Origin of the sequence: Alteromonas sp. 5E99-2, assembly GCF_017368475.1 — a bacterium.
Taxonomy (GTDB): domain Bacteria; phylum Pseudomonadota; class Gammaproteobacteria; order Enterobacterales; family Alteromonadaceae; genus Alteromonas_F.
Genome location: NZ_JAFNJE010000012.1, coordinates 10,946 through 31,284 on the forward strand (window position 1 = coordinate 10,946; position 20,339 = coordinate 31,284).

The 20,339-nt window shown below is 41.6% G+C and carries 21 protein-coding genes; 3 read left to right on the top strand and 18 right to left on the bottom strand.

Features of this window, described 5'->3' with window-relative positions:
• Positions 1-5 precede the first annotated feature (5 nt).
• The 11 genes from J3L16_RS12460 to J3L16_RS12510 form a co-directional block, all read right to left on the bottom strand.
• A complete protein-coding gene (locus tag J3L16_RS12460; protein WP_207613318.1) occupies positions 6-1,223 on the bottom strand; it encodes a cysteine desulfurase in 1,218 nt (405 codons plus the stop codon).
• Positions 1,220-2,479, bottom strand: coding sequence for a Fe-S cluster assembly protein SufD (sufD, locus tag J3L16_RS12465; RefSeq protein WP_207613319.1), 1,260 nt, complete (start codon positions 2,477-2,479; stop codon positions 1,220-1,222). The genes J3L16_RS12460 and sufD overlap by 4 nt, the downstream gene beginning before the upstream one ends.
• A complete protein-coding gene (sufC, locus tag J3L16_RS12470) occupies positions 2,476-3,237 on the bottom strand; it encodes a Fe-S cluster assembly ATPase SufC (RefSeq protein WP_207613320.1) in 762 nt (253 codons plus the stop codon). Before sufC ends, sufD begins: the two co-directional genes overlap by 4 nt.
• A gap of 2 nt (positions 3,238-3,239) precedes the next feature.
• Positions 3,240-4,676, bottom strand: coding sequence for a Fe-S cluster assembly protein SufB (gene sufB / locus J3L16_RS12475; protein WP_207613321.1), 1,437 nt, complete (start codon positions 4,674-4,676; stop codon positions 3,240-3,242).
• Between the two features lie 99 nt (positions 4,677-4,775).
• Positions 4,776-5,942: an aminotransferase class V-fold PLP-dependent enzyme gene (locus tag J3L16_RS12480; protein WP_207613322.1), complete on the bottom strand. Its 1,167-nt coding sequence runs from the start codon at positions 5,940-5,942 to the stop codon at positions 4,776-4,778.
• Positions 5,943-5,963: 21 nt separating this feature from the next.
• Entirely contained in the window at positions 5,964-6,437 is a 474-nt protein-coding gene (gene iscR, locus J3L16_RS12485) for a Fe-S cluster assembly transcriptional regulator IscR (RefSeq protein WP_207613323.1), read from the bottom strand.
• Positions 6,438-6,526: 89 nt separating this feature from the next.
• Positions 6,527-7,573 (bottom strand): UDP-N-acetylglucosamine 2-epimerase, encoded by a 1,047-nt coding sequence (locus tag J3L16_RS12490; protein ID WP_207613324.1) that lies wholly within the window; start codon positions 7,571-7,573, stop codon positions 6,527-6,529.
• 135 nt (positions 7,574-7,708) lie between these two features.
• Entirely contained in the window at positions 7,709-8,032 is a 324-nt protein-coding gene (locus J3L16_RS12495) for a hypothetical protein (protein WP_207613325.1), read from the bottom strand.
• Positions 8,033-8,081: 49 nt separating this feature from the next.
• Positions 8,082-8,609, bottom strand: a complete 528-nt coding sequence (locus J3L16_RS12500; RefSeq protein ID WP_207613326.1) for a DUF6436 domain-containing protein — start codon at positions 8,607-8,609, stop codon at positions 8,082-8,084.
• An 8-nt stretch (positions 8,610-8,617) separates the two neighbouring features.
• Complete coding sequence (locus J3L16_RS12505; protein WP_207613327.1) at positions 8,618-10,102, bottom strand: methyl-accepting chemotaxis protein; 1,485 nt, start codon at positions 10,100-10,102, stop codon at positions 8,618-8,620.
• A gap of 158 nt (positions 10,103-10,260) precedes the next feature.
• On the bottom strand, positions 10,261-11,067 hold the full coding sequence (locus tag J3L16_RS12510) for a hypothetical protein (RefSeq protein ID WP_207613328.1): 807 nt from the start codon (positions 11,065-11,067) through the stop codon (positions 10,261-10,263).
• 101 nt (positions 11,068-11,168) lie between these two features.
• Between J3L16_RS12510 and J3L16_RS12515 the strand changes: the two genes are divergently transcribed.
• Entirely contained in the window at positions 11,169-11,351 is a 183-nt protein-coding gene (locus J3L16_RS12515; protein ID WP_207613329.1) for a hypothetical protein, read from the top strand.
• Between the two features lie 70 nt (positions 11,352-11,421).
• Here J3L16_RS12515 and cysE read toward each other — a convergent pair whose 3' ends face one another.
• Positions 11,422-12,246, bottom strand: a complete 825-nt coding sequence (gene cysE, locus J3L16_RS12520; protein ID WP_207613330.1) for a serine O-acetyltransferase — start codon at positions 12,244-12,246, stop codon at positions 11,422-11,424.
• A complete protein-coding gene (trmJ, locus tag J3L16_RS12525; protein ID WP_207613331.1) occupies positions 12,243-12,980 on the bottom strand; it encodes a tRNA (cytosine(32)/uridine(32)-2'-O)-methyltransferase TrmJ in 738 nt (245 codons plus the stop codon). Before trmJ ends, cysE begins: the two co-directional genes overlap by 4 nt.
• Positions 12,981-13,123: 143 nt before the next feature.
• On the opposite strand from trmJ, the gene J3L16_RS12530 reads away from it, so the two are divergent.
• On the top strand, positions 13,124-13,951 hold the full coding sequence (locus J3L16_RS12530) for a mechanosensitive ion channel domain-containing protein (RefSeq protein ID WP_207613332.1): 828 nt from the start codon (positions 13,124-13,126) through the stop codon (positions 13,949-13,951).
• Between the two features lie 118 nt (positions 13,952-14,069).
• On the top strand, positions 14,070-14,846 hold the full coding sequence (suhB, locus tag J3L16_RS12535; protein WP_207613333.1) for an inositol-1-monophosphatase: 777 nt from the start codon (positions 14,070-14,072) through the stop codon (positions 14,844-14,846).
• Between the two features lie 63 nt (positions 14,847-14,909).
• On the opposite strand, the gene secF is transcribed toward suhB, so the two are convergent.
• From secF to queA, 5 genes are read right to left on the bottom strand one after another with little or no spacing between them, the layout of a single operon-like run.
• Entirely contained in the window at positions 14,910-15,851 is a 942-nt protein-coding gene (gene secF / locus J3L16_RS12540) for a protein translocase subunit SecF (RefSeq protein WP_207613334.1), read from the bottom strand.
• Positions 15,852-15,861: 10 nt separating this feature from the next.
• Positions 15,862-17,703 (bottom strand): protein translocase subunit SecD, encoded by a 1,842-nt coding sequence (secD, locus tag J3L16_RS12545; RefSeq protein WP_207613335.1) that lies wholly within the window; start codon positions 17,701-17,703, stop codon positions 15,862-15,864.
• A gap of 10 nt (positions 17,704-17,713) precedes the next feature.
• Positions 17,714-18,046: a preprotein translocase subunit YajC gene (gene yajC / locus J3L16_RS12550; RefSeq protein WP_207613336.1), complete on the bottom strand. Its 333-nt coding sequence runs from the start codon at positions 18,044-18,046 to the stop codon at positions 17,714-17,716.
• Between the two features lie 27 nt (positions 18,047-18,073).
• Positions 18,074-19,186: a tRNA guanosine(34) transglycosylase Tgt gene (gene tgt, locus J3L16_RS12555; protein ID WP_207613337.1), complete on the bottom strand. Its 1,113-nt coding sequence runs from the start codon at positions 19,184-19,186 to the stop codon at positions 18,074-18,076.
• Positions 19,187-19,236: 50 nt separating this feature from the next.
• Positions 19,237-20,271, bottom strand: coding sequence for a tRNA preQ1(34) S-adenosylmethionine ribosyltransferase-isomerase QueA (queA, locus tag J3L16_RS12560; protein ID WP_207613338.1), 1,035 nt, complete (start codon positions 20,269-20,271; stop codon positions 19,237-19,239).
• Positions 20,272-20,339: the final 68 nt, after the last annotated feature.

The window sequence follows — 20,339 nt, forward strand, 5'->3', positions numbered from 1 at the left end:
TTCACTTATGCAAGCATGGTTTGCGCTTTTTTAAGTGCCGCAAACAATGCGTCCACTTCATCAAACGTCGTGTAAATAGAAAATGATGCTCTGGCTGTGCCAGATATACCTAGGCGTTTCATTAACGGCTGAGCGCAATTATCACCAGTGCGAATTGCAACACCTTGGCGGTCGAGTATAAAACCAACGTCGCCGGGATGGGCGCCATCAAGTAAAAAGCTCATTACGCCAATTTTGTTTTTTGCAGTGCCGATTAATGTAAGGCCATCAAACTCAGCGCCTTTTTGCATTGCGTAATCAATAATGGCTTGCTCATGGGCTTTTAGCGCGTCTAAGTCTTGTTCCATTAGCCATTCTAGGGCTGCGCCCAAACCAATGGCTCCCGCAATATTAGGAGTCCCGGCTTCCAAACGATTGGGTAATTCACCCCATGTTGCTGACTGATATTCAACATCACTGATCATTTCGCCGCCAACTAACCACACAGGCCAAGCGTTTAGCACATCGAAACGTCCCCACAATACGCCAACGCCAGTTGGAGCAAACACTTTGTGACCAGAAAATGCATAGAAATCACATCCGATGGCTTGCACATCTACGTCACCGTGAGCAATACCCTGTGCGCCGTCTATCAACACCCAAGCGCCGGTTGTTTTCGCAATTCGAGTTAGCTCAACAATGGGATTAACCGTGCCTAATGCATTGGAAACATGAGGAAAAGCCACTAACCGAGTACGTTCAGATAACTGGTCTTTAAACCCTTCGATATCCAATTCGCCAGTTTCAGTGATGGGAGCTATTTTCAGTTTAGCGCCCGCTTTTTTGCATGCCTGCTGCCAAGTAACCAAGTTTGCGTGGTGCTCTAATTCAGTAACAATGACTTCGTCGTCTTTGTCCATTCGCTGAATCAGCCCATTGGCTACAAGGTTTATTGATTCCGTTGTACCCGCAGTCCAAATCACTTCTTCGCGCTTAGCAGCATTAATAAACCGCTTCACTGAGTCTCTTGCAGCTTCGTATCGACGTGTAGATTCATCGGACAAGGCATGAGCCCCGCGATGAACGTTGGCATTGCATTCAGTATAAAAACCGGTAATTGCGTCAATAACCGCCTGTGGCTTTTGAGTGGTCGCCCCGTTGTCTAAATACACCAAAGGTTTCCCGTCTACCTCTCTAGATAGAATAGGAAACTGCTTTCGCAATGCCTGAACGTTTAAACTCATTTCACTTCCATTTTAGCAAAGCGACCGCTGAGTAGTTCTGTTAACCATTCGCGGACCGGCGTGAGTGGAATGTCATTGATCAATTCTTGAATGAAACCAAAGTTAAGCAAAATTAACGCTTGAGAGCGAGAAATACCGCGACTCAAAAGGTAATAAAGTGCTTGTTCGTCAATTTCTGCAATGGTCGCACCATGGGCACATTTAACATCGTCAGCGTAAATTTCTAATTCAGGCTTAGTGTTAATTTGCCCGCGACGAGATAACAACAAGTTACGGTTGTTAAGTTCCGCCAAGGTTTTTTGTGCATCGCGATGAATGTGAATGCGACCATTAAAATTCGCTTTTGCTTTGTCGCCAACAATGCCTCTTACATTTTCTGTCGTCGTGCAATTGGGTACCGCGTGTTCAATGGTAGTTTGCAAGTCAAAATTTTCACCTTCAGCCAACAAATACAAAGCGTTAATGTCGGCATTGGCATGTTCGCCGGTATAAATAAGGTCAGTGTCTAAACGAGACAACGCAGACCCAAACCCAACAAGTGTACTGTTCAGGTACGAAGACTCAGCCAATTTAAAATGGCAACCACCTGCGTGAAGGGTTTTGTCAGTGAACATAGCAAAACGGTAATGATGCAGTTCGCCCTTTGCTTTTACGTCGTACTCAGAAAAAGAGGTGTTTACCGAATCAACATGGCCTTCGCCTTGTTCGATAATTGTCGCTTTTGCGTTACGACCAATGTTGACCAATATACGTGTATGGTTTTCACTGCCGTCTTGAACATGGTGAATAAAACGAATTGGCGTATGGAATTCAACATCATCGGCAACATTCACCCATACACCCGCTGTAGCTAGTGCGTCGTTAACCAAACCAAATAAGTGTTTCTCCGGTTTAATGGTATTAAAGGATGATGCTTGTTGCTCGCTGATGTTTTCAAGCGCAACTATATCTACACCCGCTGGCAAATTGAATTGAGCTAAATCTGTCACCAATGTGCTGTTAACAAATTCAATATCAATGCTGTCTAGCTGCGCAATCACAGGAATTTGCGTTGACGCTGTTGAAACACCATCAGATAGCAGTTTTTTAGCTTCGATAGGTGTTAGCGATGTATTGCGCCACGCTTCTGTTTTACGTGTTGGCCACGGCGTATTTTTAAGGGCGTCTAACGAAGACGCATAGTCAGCTTCTCGCCAACTTACTGGCGCGCCTTGGCGCTCAGCTTGGGCAATGACTTGCTCTAGCCATTGGCTCATGCGTTAGCCTCCTCATACCCCTTACCTAAGAATGCGTAGCCTTCTTTTTCAACTTCAAGTGCCAGTGATGCATCACCACTTTTCACAATTTTTCCGTCTGCCAAAATATGCACAAAATCCGGCTTGATATAGTCGAGAAGGCGTTGATAATGGGTAACAACAATAAAGCTGCGGTTAGCATCGCGCTGGCTATTTACACCATTTGCAACAACTTGTAGTGCGTCTACATCAAGCCCTGAATCTGATTCATCTAGAATACACAAAGTGGGCTTGAGCAAAATCATTTGCATGATTTCGTTGCGTTTTTTCTCTCCACCAGAAAAACCTTCGTTCACGCCGCGCTTTAAAAAGTCGAGTGGCAATTGAACTTGCTTACAGGCATCTTTCGCAATCTTTAAAAATTCAGCCGCAGACAAGGCATCTTCGCCTCTTTGCTCACGAATAGCGTTCACAGATTCTTTCATAAATTCCATGTTGCTAACGCCAGGAATTTCTACCGGGTATTGAAATGCTAGAAACAAACCTTCACGGGCTCTTTCTTCAATATCCATGTCGAGTAAGTCATTGTTATTCAGCGTTGCAGATCCGCCTTCTACTTCATAACCTTCGCGGCCAGATAATACGTATCCAAGTGTACTTTTACCTGCGCCATTTGGCCCCATAATCGCATGAACTTCACCGGGTTTAACTTCTAGGTTTAACCCTTTGATTATGGTTTTGTCTTCGACTTTTGCCGTTAAATTATTAATTGAAAGCATGATTACCCCACTGAACCTTCAAGGCTGATTTCTAGTAATTTGCCGGCTTCTACAGCAAATTCCATTGGTAGTTCTTTAAACACTTCTTTGCAAAACCCATTAACAATCATAGACACCGCTTTTTCTGGGTCTAATCCTCGTTGTTGGCACAAAAATAGTTGTTCATCACTCACTTTAGATGTTGTCGCCTCGTGCTCTACAATGGCACTTGGGTTACGACTTTCAATGTACGGGAACGTATGTGCTCCACATTTATCTCCAATAAGAAGAGAATCACACTGAGTAAAATTTCGTGCATTATCGGCTTTTGGTCCCATTTGAACCAAGCCGCGATACGCGTTGTTACTGTTTTTGGCAGAAATACCTTTAGCGATAATTGTCGAACGGGTGTTCTTGCCTAGGTGAATCATTTTGGTACCCGTATCCGCTTGCTGAGCGCCACGAGTTAATGCAACAGAATAAAACTCACCAACAGAGTTATCACCTTTCAGAACACAACTTGGGTATTTCCACGTAATCGAAGAGCCTGTTTCTACTTGCGTCCAAGAAATGTGCGCATTGGTATGACAAATACCTCGTTTGGTTACAAAGTTGTATATCCCTCCGCGACCTTGTTCATCGCCGGGATACCAGTTTTGTACCGTTGAATATTTTATTTTAGCGTTGTCCATTGCAACCAGTTCTACCACTGCTGCGTGCAATTGATTTTCATCTCGTTGCGGCGCTGTACAGCCTTCAAGGTAGCTTACGTGACTCCCTTCTTCTGCAATAATAAGGGTTCGTTCAAACTGCCCCGTATTTTGTTCATTAATTCTAAAATACGTAGACAATTCCATTGGGCAGCGTACCCCTTTTGGAATAAACACAAAGGAGCCATCGGTAAATACTGCACTATTTAGCGCTGCAAAGTAGTTATCAGAACGAGGAACAACAGACCCTATGTACTTTTTAATCAAGTCTGGATATTTATGAACCGCTTCTGAAATAGGGCAGAAAATAACGCCCGCTTCTTCTAACTTTTCGCGAAAGGTTGTTACCACAGAAACTGAATCAAAAACTGCATCAACTGCAACCCCTGCTAGCATTTCCTGCTCATACAATGGAATCCCTAGTTTTTCATAGGTGCGCAGTAATTCAGGATCAACCTCATCAAGAGACTTAGGCTTATCTTTCATGCTCTTAGGCGCTGAGTAATAAGATATTTTTTGAAAATCTATTTTAGGGAAGTTAACGTGAGCCCAATCAGGATCATCCATTTCTAAGAACGTTTGATAGGCTTTTAAACGCCATTCTAGCATCCACTCAGGCTCTTCTTTCATCGCAGAGATACGACGAATAATGTCTTCGTTTAAGCCACTTTCAAATGTTTCTGACTCTATGTCTGACACGAATCCCGCTTCATACTGTTTTGATAAAGCCTGATCGATTTGTTCAGTCATGATAAACGCCTACTTAAAATTAAAAATCGGTGTGCCCACCCTAAAAAGTGGCGCGCATTATATATTTCTTGAGTAATTTACTCAAGTATTCATACTACCCTACTGTCTTTGCAGATCAGCCTGAGTAAAGGCCAATGTCACTTCCCGTATTTTTTCAATAGCAGTAGTGATATCACTGGCTTTTGTAAAACGTCCAAAGGATATCCTAATAGCACTGTGTGCATAGTCATGGTTTATTCCCATTGCCGTTAGCACATGACTGGGCGTCATCGTTGCCGATGTACAAGCTGAGCCAGAAGATAAGGCTAATGGCGCCAGCGCGGGTAAAAACCGCTGACTGTCTAAGGTACCTAAACTGATATTCATTATATGAGGTACGCTGTATTCACTATCACTATTTAACTGTATATCGGGTAAATCTTGTATTCCTTGCCAAAGCGTATTTCTGTGATTAGCAATTGCTTCAGATGCCTTTGCTAAATGTTCTCCAGCCAGTTCAAAGGCCTTACCCATGCCAACAATTTGGTGAGTCGGTAAGGTTCCTGAACGAAAACCACGCTCGTGAGCTCCACCGTGCATTTGTGCATCTACAAGTACCCGTGGTCGCCTACGGATAAACAATGCACCAATGCCTTTGGGTCCATAGGTTTTATGGGCTGAAAATGACATCAAATCTACGGGCAATGTCTGTAAATCAATGGCAATTTTGCCTGTAGCTTGAGCAGCATCAGTGTGGAATATGACCTCTCGTTGACGGCATAAATTTCCAATTTCGGCAATATCTTGGATAACACCCGTTTCGTTATTCACATACATCACACTCACCAGTGCTGTGTCTTCGCGAATAGCACTGCGTAATTGCTCAATATCAACACGGCCATTAGCTTGTGTATTTAACTGAGTTACCTCATAGCCCTGCGATTCCATTGCAGTGAACACATCAAGCACGGCTTTGTGCTCTGTTGCCAAGGTGACTATATGGCGGCCTTTGTCGCTGTTCGCTGTAAGTGCGCCTTTAATGGCAAGGTTGTTCGATTCAGTGGCACCAGAGGTGAAAATAATTTCTCGCGCATCGGCATTAACCAAATCTGCAACTTGATGTCGCGCAATGTCGACAGCCTCTTCCGCTAACCAACCTGGTCCATGAGTACGGGATGCAGGATTAGCAAAATTACCGTCTAATGTAAGGCATCCCATCATGGCTTTTGCTACTGCAGGATCAACAGGTGTAGTAGACGCATAATCTAAAAAGATGGACGTATTCATAATGACTTTAAATCCAATACGCTATAACTGTAAGCTAACTTCGATGTCTAGCTTATGATTTGATTTGTCTTGCCGTTTAGCCACATTTTTAACGTCGTATTGCTCCATGAGCTCACCAAGAGTAATACTATTTAAAAATTCGGTAATGCGGTTGCTTAACTGTTGCCACAAAGAGTGAGTTAAACAGCGCTCACCATTTTGGCAATCGGCTTGCCCTTGGCATCGCGTTGCGTCAACAGATTCATCTACGGCTCTAATCACTTCACCAACGGCAATATCTGACGCAGCTCTTCCAAGGCGATATCCTCCACCTGGACCGCGAATGCTGTGCACCAATTTTTCTTTACGTAAACGAGAAAAAAGCTGTTCTAAGTAGGACAAAGAAATTTCTTGTCGGTCAGATATATCGGCCAAAGACACAGGGTTTTGCTGACCATGTAAAGCCACATCTAGCATTGCCGTTACCGCATAACGACCTTTTGAAGTGAGTTTCATTTGTGACAATACCTAAAACCAAGATGAGTTGCGCACAGTCTACATACCCGACTAAATTAGTCAAGTATTCGAACTTACAGTTCACTTTCTTAAAATCGCCAGTAACCTAAAATTCTGCGCATTTTAATATTACGTATCAAGTTAAATGGTCTTGGCTTAAGCTTAGGAGGTTCTGCTAACATATCCTCAGTCGCATCTAAAATACGTTGGCTAGAACCACCATCACTATAAGGATGTGTGAAATCATTAAATTCCCGTATTTCATCCATTAATTCAACGGGGTATGTTAACGCCTTTTCAATTGCACCTTCTACATCCTCGGCCCTAGTTACATTCAACATGTAGGATTTAGGGTTTTCGCTTTTCATGGTAACCACGGGCTTACCTAACATCATAAACTCGATAAGCATAGATGAATTATCACCTAGCATTACATCGGCTTCTACCATTAACTGACTGGCATCATCAGTCTCTACAAATGTTAAATTCTCGTGTTGCGCAGCTTTGTATTTATTCACCGTGTCTTGTGCCATTTTAGGGTGAAAAGTCACTAGCCAGCGCCACTTTGTGTTTTTTGATAATTCAGAAATGAGCGGCAATAGTGCTTCAGCTTGAGACATTCGAGGAGAAAACGTAGAGGAAAATAAAATGGTTGGTTTTTTACTTTTATGTATTTCTTTTTTAGCGCCAGTAAAAAAGGGGTCCATTTTACAAAAACCCGTTTCTACCACTTTAAAGTTACCGTGCTTTTGTTCTAGGCTTTTCAGCGTACCTGTCATTGACGGCCCTAAACTGCAATATAAATCAAAGCAATCTCGAATAATAAAAGAGTAATTTAAGCCGTCTTTTTTTCTAAATTTAAACCCCATAAAACCATGGCGTACACACACTTTTAAGCCTGGGATAAACGAGGGTACTAGGTTCCCCGGAACAAACACTGCTCTTGGATTAAACTCAATAACATCATGTACCGATGTTAGTTGTCTTTCTTCAGGTTTGAAATAGCTTTTATCAACGTTGTTACCTTCCACAAACCACGCCACAGTATCCCCATTAGCCCAAATCACATTTTGCAACGGACGGAGTATCTGAAAAGAATAGTTTTCTGAAATATAAAACAAATAACGCTTGATCATAGAGGGAGTAAGTTAAGATATTAAATTATGAAAGTACCCATCAAAAATAATCACTATTAACAGGACATCCCAAAAAGCCAAGAATAAACCTTATCACTTGGCCATACAACCAACCTTTTTGACTAACTAATTACTTTACCAACGTGGAGCGTCAAGGCTGACTAATTCGAACTGAGTTGCAATGCCTTTAATTATGAGAGCTAAACCATCTATAGAGCCCTGTTCATTAGAATTCCACTTACACCCTAAAACACTTATTCCTTTGCGCAACTTACAGTGCCCTTTATCTTTCCACCCGTCAGGCCCTCTGTAATCTATTGACACTTCCCAGCCCTCGGTGACTAACGCTTCAATAATGTGGTGAAATTTTTCTTTTGGTATATTTTGAATAATATTCAAGTCATTTTGACGAAAGCGCTTTTCTACGCATTTTCTTTTTATCCTTGTAATAACATTCATAAATAAACCCTTTATTATTTTGCCTAAATCCTAGGCTAGTTTTTTGATTTCACGTATTGCAATAACAGCCTTTCACTTCACTATTAATCACAGCGCCAAAGTAGTCTGATGATTTAGCAATATTTACGATTTTTTCGGTATTACCTTTTCCTACCCAGCAGCCAATACCAGAAGCATATGGACCTAAATATCTGAGGCGAAATTGATCATCGATAACTGCAATTGCAGGATAACTAGGTATAAATTCAAGCAATGACTCATCTAATTCAACATTTTCAAATGTGTACTCCGAACCCAGCTGTTGATGAAGAGGTTTCGAAAAGCGCTGACTTAAGTTATTGCAGTAACAACTTGGTTGTTCAGAAAAGTGAACAAGCGTGTTCGCTTTGATACCTCTTTTTTTGAGCAAATTTACTAACTCGTCATCAAATGCCATTGTTGATGATTTTGCTGTTAATGCACCCTCGGGATCAAATTGCTTTATTCGGTCTGCTTTTAAATAATACAATGCCGCTAAAGTAGCGGCAAACCATAAAATCAAACTCAGTATAACGATGTTTTGCTTATGCTTATACAAGTGTGAATTTAGTCCACTTTAAAGCGCAGCGTCGCCAATTTCATTTGCTCGCTCAGAGAAGATAGAGCACTAACTTGTGCTTCTAATTCTTGAGAAATAACAACTTCGTTTTCCGCTCCTTTTTGTGCATCGCCAGTACGCGCAGATATAGTACTAGATGTGGCACCTTGAGAATCAGCAGCTTCAGATATTGTGGTCATGTTGGTGGAAACTTGAGTGACTGAGTCAATAATGTTTAGCATATCATTTGCAGCCGTATCCGCAGCACTTACTGCTTCATCAACCAAGCCCACACAATGTTCCATACTCACTAGTGTGGAATTGGTGTTTTCAACTAATTTACTCGTAATACCGCTAATATTTTCTGCGTTTTGTTTTGAATTAATTGCAAGGTTTCTTACCTCATCTGCAACAACAGCAAAACCTCGGCCATGTTCCCCGGCTCTTGCTGACTCAATAGCCGCATTCAATGCCAATAGGTTAGTTTGCTCTGAAATAGACGTGATAGTATTCATCGCATTTGCAATACTTGCGCTCCATTCACTTAGCTCTTTACTGTTTTCAGCAGCATCATTTAACTTTCCTCGTAAAGAGGAAATCAATTTATTTGTATTATTTACACTACCATGAGCATTTTCAGAACGCGCTTTAGTATCAATAGACTTAGCACTGACCTCGTCAGCAAGTTTAGAGGTTTCTTGTATTCGTCCAGAAATATCATTCGACGCATTAGAAATATCAGTAATCTCTTCACTGCGTGCTGTGATCGAACGAGAAAGTTCTTGAGTTGCAATCAAAATTTGCTCGCTGGCATTACTGACTTCTGCCGCTGTCTCACTAGAAATAGCGATTAATTGCTTCAATTTAGAAACCAACTCTGCAAACGGCTTAAGTATTGCGTAATCGTTGCTAATAGATACGGTTAAATCTAACTTGCTAGGGTCTGCTACTACCTTCTTAATTACATTAGACAATGCCACAGCTCCAACACCTTCTTCATGGGCTTGCTTGGTCATATACATCAACACAGCACCTTCAGCCACCGCAAAGAAAGCATGTAACAATAAAATACCAATATTAATATTATCGGGAGCATAAATATGCACACCGGCATCATTCAGTTGCAATACGTAAAATGATATATGATGAATACCTATCACTGCCGTAGCCGAAAGTATTACTTTCCAATCTCTAAACACCGCGAGTAACGCCAATGACATAAAGATTTCAAAATGGATTTCTACCAAACCGAAGCTTTGGTGGATATGCAGCGCAGTCATCATTTGTACAGCAATTGCGACAGCATGAGAACTAAGTGCATTTTCTGTATAAGTAAAACTTAAAAACAAAGGTAGGCCAACAATAAATGCACCTAGAATTGCAGGGGAAACTACATTCCCAGTAACAACCCCAATAACGATTGTAACGACCCATTGGATAACTAAGATCGCTCTAAATAATTTGTGTCCCTGTAACGTCCAAGGTAGAAGCATATACTTATCTCTTTTTTACCAATTTAAATTCTACGTTTATCCATACCGATGAAGTTTAAGTAGCATAGATAAACCTCAAAAATAACAACTATCACAACAAGGTTAGTTCAAGTTTTGAAATCTGTCGATGAAATACAAACCATAAATTTTAATACTTCTTATTTCCCCGAAGAAGAGCGAACTTCACGCTGATATTTACCCGGTTTGAGACCATAATCTCCTTCGAAAATATGCCATTCTAATGGTGCAAAAAAAAGCCTGTCACTTAAATTTTCAAACTCATGAGTACAGAGAGCTTCAATAGGAACCTGAGCCCCTATTATCTGACAAATAGGCTTGTCTTGATTAAATTCAATCCATTCCTCTTTACGTGTTGGTTTCAACACTACGGCGAACCACCCTTTCCACACCTCTGTATTTATATCGGCATCAAGACAAATGAATCCACTATTGTGGTCAACATTTGTCGGGTGTTTCACGGAAATTCCGCCAGCGCTTTCATAGTCAACCACCCCGCCCAGCCAAACTTGTAAGTAAAAATCAAAAGGATCCTCTTCAACAATGACATTCAACATAATTTCGTAAAAGCCAAAAGTATCGACATCAATAGATTCAGGAACCCCTACACCTGAAGTTTTAATTTTTTTTCTATACGCAGATAGGCAGGTATCACTACCTTTTTTATCGACATCAGACAAAAGAACAAAATTAGCCCCACCTTGTTTTTTAGGTATTCTTTTATAAAACGTACCTCCCTCTTTTTTTTCTGCTCTAATGTCTAAATACTCATCGGACATGAATATGGAAAAATTAATGGGGGGAAAGGCATATACCCCTTTATTTGCTGCTGTTTTAAAAGGGTAACAAAACGACTTTGCCCGTTTAGGTATGGAATAGTCGGTCTCTCTGGCTAATTTAGGTAATGCTTGATAAGGGTAGATTTGATGAAAGTGTAAAGTCGCCACGGTAATCCTTTTGCTAACGTTATACTTTTGTTATTAATTTTACGTTTATGCTTGTCGATAACAAAGGTGCAATAGTGCATGGTATTTTTAAAGAGGTCTTTATGTCAATTGGTCCAGTAGGTGGAGCAGCTGAAGCATTCGCGGCGCTTCAGCAAGCATCATCGAGTCAAACTCAACAAGTTGAAACAGAAATTCAAGCAGAGCAAGAAGCGGTTGCTACAACTGAAACGGTAACAACGGAAGCAAGTAATAATTCGTTGAATAGTATTAATACAACGGCATGATGTAATAGTCTAAAAGTAAGGTTTGCAATAAATGTACTTTTCAAACCTTACTATTCCGTAGTCGTTTGTATTAAATATGCGGGTCGAACGCTTCTTGTTGCTGTTGCTTTGACAACGGCACTACAGGAGAAAGCCCAGTATCTGAAAAGTCTGCAACGGAAATTGCGGTCATGTCTTTGGTGCACACATCACCACCTAAGCTTTGAATCACTTGACACATTTCCTCGACTTTATTGTCCATAAGGTGCATGTGCTCGAGCATGACTCCCATGGCATTTGCCACAGGATCTGGATTATCCACAGCAACGGCATACGCATCAAAACCGTACTTTTTCGCAATTTGCCCTCTGGCTTCTTTGCGTTCATCGTCGTCATTCGCTTTATTTGCCAAGATAATGCGACCGGGAATACCTACCGCAGTGGCACCAGCGGGTACATCTTTCACCACTACGGAGTTAGAGCCAACTTTAGCACTTTCACCTATGGTAATAGGTCCCAATACTTTCGCTCCAGCACCAACTACCGCATTATTAGCTAAAGTTGGATGGCGTTTCCCTGCTTTCCAACTGGTACCGCCTAATGTGACACCATGGTATAAAGTGACATCGTCGCCAAGTTCAGCTGTTTCGCCTATTACGACTCCCATGCCATGATCAATAAACACACGGCGGCCGAATTTAGCACCAGGATGTATTTCAATTCCCGTCAGCCAGCGATTAAATGTCGATAGCGTTCTGGCTAACCACTTCCAATTTCGATTCCACAATTTATGAGCAATACGATGAAGCCAAATAGCGTGAAGTCCCGGATAATTCGTCAGCACTTCAAAGGTATTTCGCGCCGCAGGGTCGCGATGAAATACACTTTTAATATCTTCTTTTATTCGTTCAATCATTTTTTATCTAACATTTTCTTATCTATAGAGGACAAAATTCCTCTTAAAATATTCAACTCTAGGGATTCGGGTCGTGCCCGATTAAACAACCGACGTAGCTTTTGCATTACCATTCCAGGGTGGTTAGGTACAATAAATCCGGTATTGTTCAAAGTTTCTTCTAGGTGCACATAAAATCGCTCTAGATCACCAGTAAGTGGGTACTCACTGTCATCATTTTGAGAGTTTTCTGGTTGATAGCCATCTTGTTGAAGAAAGGCTACGCGAATTTCATAACAAAAGGTCTGCACTGCCGCTGCTAAATTCAAACTACTGTATTCGGGGTTCGCAGGAATGGCTACGTTAAAGTGGCATTGGTGTAGCTCTTCGTTATTCAAGCCGTTATTTTCTCGTCCAAAAACAAGCGCAACAGGGTAATTAGCCACTTCTTTCACTAACTTTTGACCACATTCTCTTGGCTCTAAGGTGGACCAAGCATTTCCGCGAGTACGCATTGTGGTGCCAACAACTAAACCACAGTCAGCTACCGCTTCTTGTAACGTGCTAACAATTTTTGCATTGGCCAATACATCACCTGCCCCCGCGGCTAGAGCGCTAGACTTACCATCAGGCTCAGATATTGGGTCAACTAAATACAGCGAACTCAGTCCCATAGTTTTCATCGCTCTTGCAGCAGAGCCAATATTTCCAGTGTGAGAGGTATTCACCAAAACGATGCGAATTTTATCTAGCATAAATACTAATATGAATTAATAACAACAATAAGGCGAGTTTAACATAATCCTTCGTTTTCGAAGAGAAATATGAATTTTTCTCTTCGTTTCGGTATCATTACAGCGAACAAATGAAGTTTTAACAAAAATTTAAGGACATATATATGGAAGAATATTTTAGTCAATCAAAGCTAGATGAATACTTGCCTTTGATCACTGACGTCGCAACAAACGTTTTATTAGCCATTGTTATATTGCTGGTCGGTATGTTCATTGCGAGAAAAGTAAACAATCTAGTGTGTAATATTGGTAAGCGTTACGACAAGCTCGACGATACCTTATTTCGCTTTTTAGGCAGTTTAGCCCGCTATGTTGTATTGGCATTTGTATTTATTGCCGTACTAAACCGCTTTGGTGTACAAACCGCTTCTATTGTTGCATTACTCGGTGCAGCAGGTTTAGCGGTAGGCTTAGCGCTTCAAGGCGCTTTATCAAACTTAGCTGCTGGCGTAATGTTATTAATATTCCGCCCATACAAAGTAGGTGACTTCATTGATGCTGCAGGCCGCTTCGGTAACGTAGTCGAAATTGATTTATTTACAACCATTTTAGACACCTTCGATAGACAACAAATTATTATACCCAACAGCCAAATTTGGGGTAGCCAAATTGTCAATCACTCTCATCACCCTATTCGCGGTGTCGACATGCACTTTGGTGTTGCATATAAAGAAAATACTGACGACGCAAGACGTGTTATCGACGCCGTATTAGAGGCTCATCCGCATATTTTAAAAGACCCGGCGCCCTTCGTTGAAGTGGAAACATTAAACAATAGCTCTGTTGACTTTTTAGTACGCCCTTTCGTTAAAGGCGAACATTATTTTGATGTGTTGTATTCAGTTCCTGAACAAATTAAAAAGGCATTAGACGCTGCAAACATAGAAATTCCTTTCCCTCATACTAAAGTAATTTTGTCGAAAGAAGATTAGTTCAGTATTTCACTTGGCGGGTGCGTATCAGTCTGGTACCATCCGCGTTCAAAATTATCGCTTGAGCATTATTTGAGCAAACGATAAACCTTCGATCTTTTACAACTGGGGTAAGACTATGCATCCAATGCTAAACATTGCTGTGCGCGCTGCACGCGTGGCAGGAACAATAATAATGCGCGGTTACGAAACTCGTGACGAATTGACGCTTGAACAAAAAGGCGCTCATGATTTTGTTACACAAATCGACAAAGATGCCGAGCAAGCTATTATTGAAAAAATTCAACAGTCTTACCCAGACCATGCCTTCATTGGTGAAGAATCAGGTACTACAGGTGAAAATGAATACACTTGGATTATCGACCCACTCGACGGCACAACAAACTTTATTAAAGGTATTCCTCATTTCTGTGTTTCTATTGCGCTTTTACACAAAGGTCGTTTAGAACAAGCCTTGGTATTTGACCCACTTAGAAGCGAGTTATTTACTGCGGGTCGCGGAACAGGCGCACAGTTAAATGGCTATAGAATTCGCGGTACTCAACCTAAAGATCTTAGCAACACTGTACTTGCTACAGCATTCCCGTTTAAAGATAAAAGCACCTTCCCTGCGTATAACCAAACGTTCTGCAAAATATTTGCAGCATCAGGTGATGTACGCAGAAGCGGCAGTGCTGCGTTGGATTTAGCTTATGTTGCAGCAGGCCGTTACGATGGATATTACGAACGTGGTATTAAGCCATGGGACGTAGCTGCAGGTGAGTTATTAGTAAGAGAGTCTGGCGGTATTGTCACTGACTTTAAAGGCAATAATGACCCACTCAATAAGGGCGAAATTGTAGCCGGTAGCCCTAAAGTGATCCGCGGCTTAGTGAGTCATTTGAAAAATCTATAATTGATACTTTTCAATAACAAAAAACCCAGCATCTAGCTGGGTTTTTTAATATCTAACCTGAGCTTAAAGCAGTGGCTCTAAATCTTCGCCTTCTTTTTCCACTTCTTGTGGCATGAGGTCTTCTTTACTAATACCTAAAGCCAATGCAACTGAGCTTGCTACGTAAATGGAAGAATAGGTTCCCACAAACACACCAAACAGCAATGCAGTAGCAAAACCGTGTATTAACGCACCACCAACGAAAAACAGTGACAACAACACTAAAATCGTAGTGATTGAGGTAATCACTGTACGGCTCAAGGTTTGAGTTAAAGATTCATTAATAATCTCAACAGGTTCGCCTTTGCGTATTTTTCTGAAATTCTCGCGAATACGATCGCACACAACAATGGTGTCATTCAACGAATACCCAATAACCGCCAGCACAGCAGCTAAAACAGTAAGATCAAATTCGATGTTGAATATTGAAAATAACCCTAGCGTTAAAATAACATCGTGTATTAACGCAGACACAGATCCCAGTGCAAAACGCCATTCAAAACGCATTGCAACGTAAATCAGTATGCATATCAGCGCGACTAGCATGGCCAAACCACCTTGCTCAGTCAATTCTTCACCTACGTTTGGACCGACAAATTCAATACGACGCATATCCACTTCAGTGCCATCGGCACGTAATGCGGCAAGCACTTGATCGCCAATATCCACAGCTTTAACGCCATCTCTAGGCGCAATGCGAATAAGTACATCTTGGCTAGAGCCAAAGTTTTGCACCACAGCATCAGCGAAGTTACTGTTGCTCAATTGTGTACGAATATTTTCTAAATTCGCAGATTCCACATAGCCAACCTCAATTAAGGTACCGCCAGTGAAATCCAATCCCCAGTTCAACTGATTGACAGCCAAAGAGGTTAAAGAGCCCAACATTAAAATGCCAGATATGACCATCATAGGTATCCGCAACTTCATAAAGTTAATTGCAGATTTAAAATTTAAAAATCGCATTTACGACCCCTTATATTGGCAAAGTTGAAATACGACGACCACCCCAAACACCATTAACAATAACCCGTGTTAACAGAATAGCGGTGAACATAGAGGTAGCAATACCTATCATAAGCGTGATTGAGAAACCTTTAATTGGTCCCGTACCCACAGCGAATAAAATAAGTCCTGCAATGAAGGTGGTGATATTGGCATCTAAAATTGTACTAAAGGCGCTGTCGTATCCTTGGTGAATGGCTTGTTGTGGACTTCGTCCATCCGCAAGTTCTTCACGAATACGTTCAAAAATAAGTACGTTGGCATCTACCGCCATACCCACAGTTAATACAATCCCAGCCATACCAGGTAAAGACAATGCGGCGCCGGGGATCATAGACATAACGCCTACAATCATCACTAAGTTAGCAACCAGGGCGACATTGGCCACAATGCCAAAGCCTTTGTAGTAAATAATCATGAAAATAAGTACGGCAACGAGACCATAAATAATAGCGTTCATGCCTAATTTAACGTTTTCAGCACCTAAACTTGGGCCAACAGTGCGCTCTTCTACAATTTGAATAGGCGCAATTAAGGCACCAGCTCTTAGCAGTAAGGCTAAGTTTTGCGCTTCTTGGGGCGAGTCTAAACCTGTTGTTTCAAATTTAGATCCAAATACACCTGCGATATTAGCTACACTAATAACCTTGCGCTCTGCCTCAAAAATCAGTTTACCGTCTGGGCCTCGTTCATTGGTAGATTTATATTCAATAAACAGCACTGCCATTGGGTTACCAACCGCTCGTTTAGTAAAGCGAGACATTTTAGCGCCGCCTTCAGAATCTAATGAAATAGACACTTTCGGTAGCCCGTTTTGGTCCACACCTGCATTTGCGTCGATAATATGATTACCACCCACAATGGCACGCTTTTTAAGTAAGGTCGGGCGACCTTCATACATAAAGAGCTCGCTAGTGCCAGGCACTCTGCCACGCACTGCGTCTTGAGGGTCGTTTTTCGTATCGACTTCACGGTATTCTAACGTGGCCGTAGCATTCAGTATTTCTTTTGCTTTGGCTGTGTCTTGAATACCCGGTAACTGCACCACAATGCGATCAGCACCTTGCTTTTGTACAACAGGCTCGGCTACACCGATTTGATTTACGCGGTTACGAATAATGGTAATATTTTGCTTTACTGCATAGTCGCGAATTTCAGTCAGCTTGGCTTCAGAAAAGTTAGCACGTAGTACTAAACCACTGCGCTCAGTAAAAGTGAGGTCATTATTTCTATTGCGTAAGAAAAACTTAGCAGAATCTAATGTGTCTTCATCTCTGAAGGTAATATCAACATAGCCATCACCTTGCTTTACACTGCGATAGCGTAATTTTTCTTCCCGTAATGAGGTTCTAAAACCACCAACCGCATCTTCTAATGCTTTGCTGGTTGCTGCATTCATATCCACTTCCATTAAAAAGTGGACACCGCCTCGCAAATCTAGGCCTAATTTCATAGGCGTTCCGCCTATGCTTTCAAGCCATGCAGGAGTGTCTGGTGCTAAATTCATGGCAACAACAAAGTCATCACCTAAGAATTCGTCAACCAGCTCTCTCGCTTTTAGCTGGGCATCTGAGTTCAGTACTCGAATTAGCGCACGTTCGTTTTCGAACTCAATACGCTTTATTGCTACATTTGCAGATTTAAGGGTTTGCTCAACCTCAGACACCAATGCCTGAGTAAGTTCAGCATCTTGCCCTGCCGAGATTTGAATCGCATGGTCTTCACCATATAGATTAGGCAATGCGTATAATGCACACACACCAACAACGACAATGGCTGTGAGCACTTTCCAAATGGAAGATTTGTTTAACACAGTAAGGTCCTTAGAGTGACTTCATGGTGCCTTTCGGTAGCACTGCAGAAATAGCTGATTTTTGAACAACAATTTGATTTGATTCGTTTAGCGCAATTTCAATAAAGTCTTTTTCTTCGCTGACTTTAGTGACTTTACCCACTAATCCGCCTGACGTGAGCACTTCATCGCCTTTAGTTAAACCCGCTAATAATGCTTTGTGTTCTTTTGCACGTTTTGCTTGTGGACGATAAAGTAAGAAATAGAAAATACCACCGAACACGGCAAGCATGATTAACATTTCAAAGCCACCACCGCTGCCGCCAGCTGTTTGTGCATATGCGTTAGATATAAAAAAATCCATGATTATCCCCAAATACGTCTTATGTTGTTATAACGCCGGTACCGGCATATTTTTTTGTTTATAAAATTCAGCAACAAACTCATCAAGCTCGTTGTTTTCGATGGCGTTTCTCAGCCCTTCCATTACTCGCTGGTAGTAACGCAAATTATGAATAGTGTTCAACTGAGCACCTAAAATCTCATTACACTTATCAAGATGATGTAGATATGACCGAGAATAATTTTTACAAGTGTAACAGTCACATTTTTCGTCCAAAGGACCCGTATCAGTTTTGTGTTTCGCGTTGCGAATTTTAACTACACCGTCGGTTACGAACAGGTGACCGTTACGAGCATTTCGGGTAGGCATTACACAATCGAACATGTCGATACCTCGCCTTACTGCTTCCACGATATCTTCTGGTTTTCCCACGCCCATCAAATAACGAGGTTTATTTTCAGGAATTTTAGGCGCGGTATGTTCGATGATGCGGATCATGTCTTCTTTAGGCTCACCCACAGACAAACCACCTATGGCGTATCCGTCAAACCCAATTTCTTCAAGGCCCGCTAGAGAAACATCTCTAAGCGATTCATACATACCTCCTTGAATAATACCAAACAGTGCCGATGGGTTATCATCGTGGTGTACTTTACTGCGCTTTGCCCAGCGTAAAGATAACTCCATAGATAAACGCGCTTCCTGCTCAGTTGCAGGGTATGGCGTACATTCGTCAAAGATCATGACGATATCTGAGCCTAAATCCCGTTGTACATCCATGGATTTTTCAGGAGTAAGTAGGATTTTTTCACCATTGATAGGTGAGCGGAATGTTACACCTTCTTCCGTGATTTTGCGCAAATCACCTAAACTGAACACCTGAAAACCGCCAGAGTCAGTAAGAATAGGTTTTTGCCAATTCATAAAATCATGAAGATCACCATGTTGTTTAATGATCCCCGTTCCCGGGCGCAACATCAGGTGAAACGTATTGCCAAGGCAGATGTGAGCACCGGATTTTTCTAATTCTTCCGGTGTCATACCTTTCACAGTACCGTAGGTGCCTACTGGCATAAATGCGGGAGTTTCAACTACACCGCGATCAAATATTAATCTTCCACGACGAGCTTTGCCGTCGGTATTATCTAGTTCAAATTGCATACTTTGGATTAGGTAATTTTGCTAAAACGTAATGGGTCGCGAGTATACCACTAGCGACGGCTAATAAACATGCTATCGCCATAACTAAAAAAGCGATATTTTTGTTCGATGGCTTGCTCATAGGCATTCATCACATTTTCATAGCCCCCTAAAGCACTAATCAACATCATGAGCGTGCTTTCTGGCAAATGAAAATTGGTGAACATGGCATCGACTATTTCAAATTTGAAACCGGGGTAAATAAAAATATCCGTATCATCGCAATAGTGGCTTATTAAACCACCTTCGCAATTTTTAGCGGCTGTTTCCAACGATCTGACCGAAGTTGTACCCACAGCTATCACTCGTTTTCCAGCCTTTTTAGTTGCAATAACTTGGTCAACAACCTCTTGAGGTACATCTGCGAATTCGGAATGCATTTTATGGGTTGTAATATCGTCGACACGCACAGGTTGAAATGTCCCTGCGCCAACATGAAGCGTAATAAATGCAGTATTAACGCCTTTTTCTTCCAGTTTTTTTAGAATGGTTTCATCAAAATGTAGCCCTGCTGTAGGCGCTGCAACTGCCCCTGGTTTTTCACTATACACAGTTTGATAACGCTCTTTGTCAGCATCTTCATCTGGGCGGTCAATGTAAGGAGGAAGCGGCATATGTCCATAGCTTTCTAACGTATTAAGTACATTTTCATCAGTGATAAATTCCAATTCAAATAGCGCCTCTTTGCGGCCAGTAACCAGCACCTCTATTTTGTCTTCAAGCAATAAACGGGTGTTTGGTTTAGGGGATTTACTGGCGCGAACGTGAGCTAAACAGGTCTTTTCTGCGGTAATTCGTTCAACTAAGACTTCCACTTGCCCACCGGTTTCTTTTTTCCCGAGTAAACGCGCAGGGATCACTTTAGTATTGTTGAAAACCAATAAATCTCCTGAGTCTAATAAATCAATCGCGTCAGTAAACTGCTTATGCGCAACCTCGCCATTTTTTCCGTTTAACGTTAGCAGCCTACTTGCTGTTCTACTTTCAGTGGGGTGTTTTGCGATCAGCGTTTCGGGTAACTCAAAATAAAAATCAGATAAATTCATTTATCACTCAGTGCAATGCTAAAAATGTATAAGTCGGCATACCTAACATGGCGAGGGTATACCTCAAA

Bases quoted from the DNA above. Each gene is read 5' to 3' on its own strand.
- J3L16_RS12460 (WP_207613318.1), bottom strand. From the start codon at position 1,223: ATGAGTTTAAACGTTCAGGCATTGCGAAAGCAGTTTCCTATTCTATCT.
- sufD (WP_207613319.1), bottom strand. From the start codon at position 2,479: ATGAGCCAATGGCTAGAGCAAGTCATTGCCCAAGCTGAGCGCCAAGGC.
- sufC (WP_207613320.1), bottom strand. From the start codon at position 3,237: ATGCTTTCAATTAATAATTTAACGGCAAAAGTCGAAGACAAAACCATA.
- sufB (WP_207613321.1), bottom strand. From the start codon at position 4,676: ATGACTGAACAAATCGATCAGGCTTTATCAAAACAGTATGAAGCGGGA.
- J3L16_RS12480 (WP_207613322.1), bottom strand. From the start codon at position 5,942: ATGAATACGTCCATCTTTTTAGATTATGCGTCTACTACACCTGTTGAT.
- iscR (WP_207613323.1), bottom strand. From the start codon at position 6,437: ATGAAACTCACTTCAAAAGGTCGTTATGCGGTAACGGCAATGCTAGAT.
- J3L16_RS12490 (WP_207613324.1), bottom strand. From the start codon at position 7,573: ATGATCAAGCGTTATTTGTTTTATATTTCAGAAAACTATTCTTTTCAG.
- J3L16_RS12495 (WP_207613325.1), bottom strand. From the start codon at position 8,032: ATGAATGTTATTACAAGGATAAAAAGAAAATGCGTAGAAAAGCGCTTT.
- J3L16_RS12505 (WP_207613327.1), bottom strand. From the start codon at position 10,102: ATGCTTCTACCTTGGACGTTACAGGGACACAAATTATTTAGAGCGATC.
- J3L16_RS12515 (WP_207613329.1), top strand. From the start codon at position 11,169: ATGTCAATTGGTCCAGTAGGTGGAGCAGCTGAAGCATTCGCGGCGCTT.
- cysE (WP_207613330.1), bottom strand. From the start codon at position 12,246: ATGATTGAACGAATAAAAGAAGATATTAAAAGTGTATTTCATCGCGAC.
- trmJ (WP_207613331.1), bottom strand. From the start codon at position 12,980: ATGCTAGATAAAATTCGCATCGTTTTGGTGAATACCTCTCACACTGGA.
- J3L16_RS12530 (WP_207613332.1), top strand. From the start codon at position 13,124: ATGGAAGAATATTTTAGTCAATCAAAGCTAGATGAATACTTGCCTTTG.
- suhB (WP_207613333.1), top strand. From the start codon at position 14,070: ATGCATCCAATGCTAAACATTGCTGTGCGCGCTGCACGCGTGGCAGGA.
- secF (WP_207613334.1), bottom strand. From the start codon at position 15,851: ATGCGATTTTTAAATTTTAAATCTGCAATTAACTTTATGAAGTTGCGG.
- yajC (WP_207613336.1), bottom strand. From the start codon at position 18,046: ATGGATTTTTTTATATCTAACGCATATGCACAAACAGCTGGCGGCAGC.
- tgt (WP_207613337.1), bottom strand. From the start codon at position 19,186: ATGCAATTTGAACTAGATAATACCGACGGCAAAGCTCGTCGTGGAAGA.
- queA (WP_207613338.1), bottom strand. From the start codon at position 20,271: ATGAATTTATCTGATTTTTATTTTGAGTTACCCGAAACGCTGATCGCA.